Genomic DNA, 3,439 nt, shown 5'->3' on the forward strand with positions numbered 1-3,439 from the left:
CCAGGAACACAAATGCATTGGCAATATCCTCCGGCTGACCCAGGCGGCGCAGAGGAATCTGCTTGATGAGCGGATCAATTACTTCCTTGGGAACAGCCTTCATCATATCGGTCAGGGTAATACCGGGAGCGACTGCATTCACTCGAATACCCTTCGGACCCAATTCTCGGGCAAGGGAAACCGTCAGGCCATTGACAGCAAATTTGGATGCGGGATAAGCAAAGCCACTGGGCTGGCCGTAAATGCTGACCATTGAGGAGGTGGAGAGAATAACACCTTGACCTTTTGCAATCATGCACTCACTGGCGGCTCTTGTAGCATTGAACACGCCTTTTACATTCAGATCCATAACCTTATCAAAGGTTTCCTCCGTATACTCGGTAAAGGGAGTGCTTTCGGATATACCGGCATTGTTCACCAGAATATCAATGCAACCGTATTTTGAGGCAGCTTCTCGGAACGCATTGCGGACAGATTCCAAATTGGACAGGTTAGGACTGATTCCCGCAACTGTTGCATCAGGGTACTTTTCTTTCAGCTGCGCAACCGCTTTGTCAGCAGAACCTTGTGAGCTTGCGGTCAGGATTACTGTAGCACCTTCCTTCAAAAATTTGTCTGCGGTAGCGTAGCCAATGCCACGGCTGCCTCCGGTGATGATTGCAACTTTATCTTTCAGTCTCATAAGAATACCTCCTTGTGTTTTGTATTTATAGTATAACACATTTTGGAGGCGCTCTCTGTGATAAAATCACATTTTTCCAAGAAGTGATGATAGCCTAATATTTTTACTCATTAATCTAAGTGTTCAAAAAAATTCACAGAGACATTTGAGAGATACCAAAAATCAGGCTTAAATCTATTGATTTTGAAAATCGAAATGGCTATTTTCAGACAAACATTGGAATTATTTTGTTGACGAAATCGAAAACCTGTTTGATAATTATGAATATGTACAAATTGAGTTAATGGGATTTCCTGAAAATTGGAAAGACTTACTGGCAATCTGACAATATGTTAAAAATGGCTGAAAAAAGTTGTTTTACAAGAAAACCGAGATTCAATAAAAATGAGAATCTCGGTTTTCATTTGGTTATTCTTTTTTAATTATTATTATCGCTTTCGTGGATTATTTCATAAAGCCTGTCGGGGTAGTCGCTCATAATACAATCGGCACCGATTGATGCGAGATATTCGAGTTGCTTTTCGTCATTTATCGTCCAATACTGAACGGCGATATTATGCTCGTGGGCATAGTTAATCATTCTTGCCGTACCGAGATTTGCCGCTATTCGCCACGGCATATTGTACGGGATTTGAAGTGCGATATAATTTGCTTCAAAATCCTCGTCATTCCTTATCGCAGCAGTATAGAAACTCAAAACCTCTTTTATGGTTGCACTTCGTTTCAAGTCGGGATAATGCTCATCAACATAGAGCGAAACCTCCTCGTGGAATGAGCCGAAAATCACATCGTCAAGCAAATTTCTTTCCTGCAAAATTCCATATAGAATATCTACTCCCTTGCAGCCAAGCTCTCCACTGTTTTTGATTTCGATAATATAATCAAAATCACCGTGTGCCATAAGATAATCAAGTATGTCCTCAACTCTTAATATTTTCAACTCATTAGGCAAATCATTTTGTGGAATATCGGCATAGGGCATTTCACCGTTTTCATTTTCAAATTTTGCACCGATGTTTAGCCGGCGCAGTTCGTCGTATGTATAATTTTCCGGTGCAGCATCGGCAACACCCAAAACACTTTCGCAATCGGTTGTTCTTTCAAGAGTGTCGTCGTGAAGCAAAATAAGAACATTGTCCTTTGTGATATGCAAATCAAATTCGAAAACATCAACATTAAAATCAGGATTTTCAATGCAATTTTCAAATGCAATCATTGACTCCTCAGGCTCGATTCCGCCACCACTTCTGTGAGCACTGACATACGGTGTTGAGGAATTATTTATGTATTTGTTATCCGTATCGAATTTCATTATGTTTTCAGGGCTTGAATGCCAATTAATAAAAACCACCTTGCCCAAAGCAAAAATAAAAATAATGCACGCCAATATACAAAGTATAATCTTTCCTACGCCGAAGCGTTTCTTTTCCATTGTTTTCATAATCTTTCCCTCTCTTATTACTCTTATACAAACATATGCTCCTTGTCGACAGGCTTTGACGACAACTTCGAACCGGCTATCGCCTCATTTATAAAAAATATAATTATATACATATCAGTATATCATAATATTCCTATTTTTCAATAAAAATCCATTTTTCTCTTGTGAACTTACACAAATATTTCATTAATTGCAACGCAATTATTAACATAATCGTAACACGAATTGAAATGAGCAAAAAATTTGAGAGACTTTTCAAAAAATAATGAGGGCTTAAAGAAGACTAAGTTTATTGCTCTCGCTCTATAATAGAGTGAGGGCAATTTGTTTTGTTAACAATTCATTTGACTTGCAGATACCTTTAATGGTATAATCATCTTGCGACGAAAATTTTATAGTATTTTTAAGTTTCGAAAACCCGAGCGTGGCTTTTTATCTTTTGATAAAAACACACGCTTCTTTGTCATACGCTTGGGTTTTCCAGACTATGAAATTTTCGTCGCAGAAAGTTTGAAGCAAGTGTTTTTTGGGCGTAGCTTCGGCTACGCTCTTTTTGCTTTTCTGCGGTGATTTCAATGGATTATAAAAGCCAAACATGTTGTTTTACAGGGCATCGCAACATTGCCCCATATATGCCCGACACGGTCTTTGAACAGACGAAGGCTATCGTTACCCTGCTTGTTTCTAAAGGTTTCAAATACTTCGGCACAGGCGGTGCTTTGGGGTTTGATACCATTGCTGCACAGGCTGTTTTGTCGGTGAAAGAAACTCATCCCGAAGTTAAACTCATCTTAGTGTTGCCATGTGAAAATCAAACGAAATATTGGAAGCAACAAGATATTGATGTGTATAATGAGATTAAGTTGAGAGCTGACAAGGTAAAGGTCCTTGCTCCGCATTACCATAACGGATGTATGCAAAAAAGAAACAGACACCTTGTTGATTGTAGTTCTGCTTGCATTTGCTTTCTGACAAAGCACGAGGGTGGCACGGCATATACTGTTGATTATGTAAAACAAAATGGTCTTGAAATAATAAACGTTGCCGACCAATGCAGTTAAACTTAACAAGAGAATTACTTATCTGACAAGTTTATATGGTGGAAAGTACGCTCCCTAAATGCTATAATAATTTATAGTTAAGGGGGCGTATTTATGTTTTCGGATAATTTATTATACTTAAGAAACCTTAAAGGCTTATCGCAGGAACAAGTTGCCGAAGCAGTTGGTATTTCTCGTCAATCGTATTCCAAATGGGAACAAGGAGTTTCCCAAAGTTAAAGATACCACATCAATCCCACGCGGACTTTTGCTCAA

The 3,439-nt window shown here is 38.9% G+C and carries 4 protein-coding genes; 2 read left to right on the forward strand and 2 right to left on the reverse strand.

Features of this window, described 5'->3' with window-relative positions; translation table 11 throughout:
* On the reverse strand, positions 1–682 hold a 682-nt coding region (locus tag Q0P34_RS08340; protein ID WP_294955353.1), incomplete at its 3' end, for a 3-oxoacyl-ACP reductase family protein.
* A gap of 418 nt (positions 683–1,100) precedes the next feature.
* Positions 1,101–2,123, reverse strand: coding sequence for a glycerophosphodiester phosphodiesterase family protein (locus Q0P34_RS08345; RefSeq protein WP_294955355.1), 1,023 nt, complete (start codon positions 2,121–2,123; stop codon positions 1,101–1,103).
* 632 nt (positions 2,124–2,755) lie between these two features.
* Here Q0P34_RS08345 and Q0P34_RS08350 point away from each other — a divergent pair.
* Positions 2,756–3,184, forward strand: a complete 429-nt coding sequence (locus tag Q0P34_RS08350) for an SLOG family protein (RefSeq protein WP_294955357.1) — start codon at positions 2,756–2,758, stop codon at positions 3,182–3,184.
* A gap of 93 nt (positions 3,185–3,277) precedes the next feature.
* Positions 3,278–3,403 (forward strand): helix-turn-helix transcriptional regulator, encoded by a 126-nt coding sequence (locus tag Q0P34_RS08355; RefSeq protein ID WP_294955359.1) that lies wholly within the window; start codon positions 3,278–3,280, stop codon positions 3,401–3,403.
* The last annotated feature ends 36 nt before the right edge of the window (positions 3,404–3,439 follow it).

The sequence above is a fragment of the uncultured Eubacterium sp. genome (genome assembly GCF_945980375.1).
In the GTDB taxonomy this organism is placed as follows: Bacteria; Bacillota; Clostridia; order Oscillospirales; family Acutalibacteraceae; genus Eubacterium_R.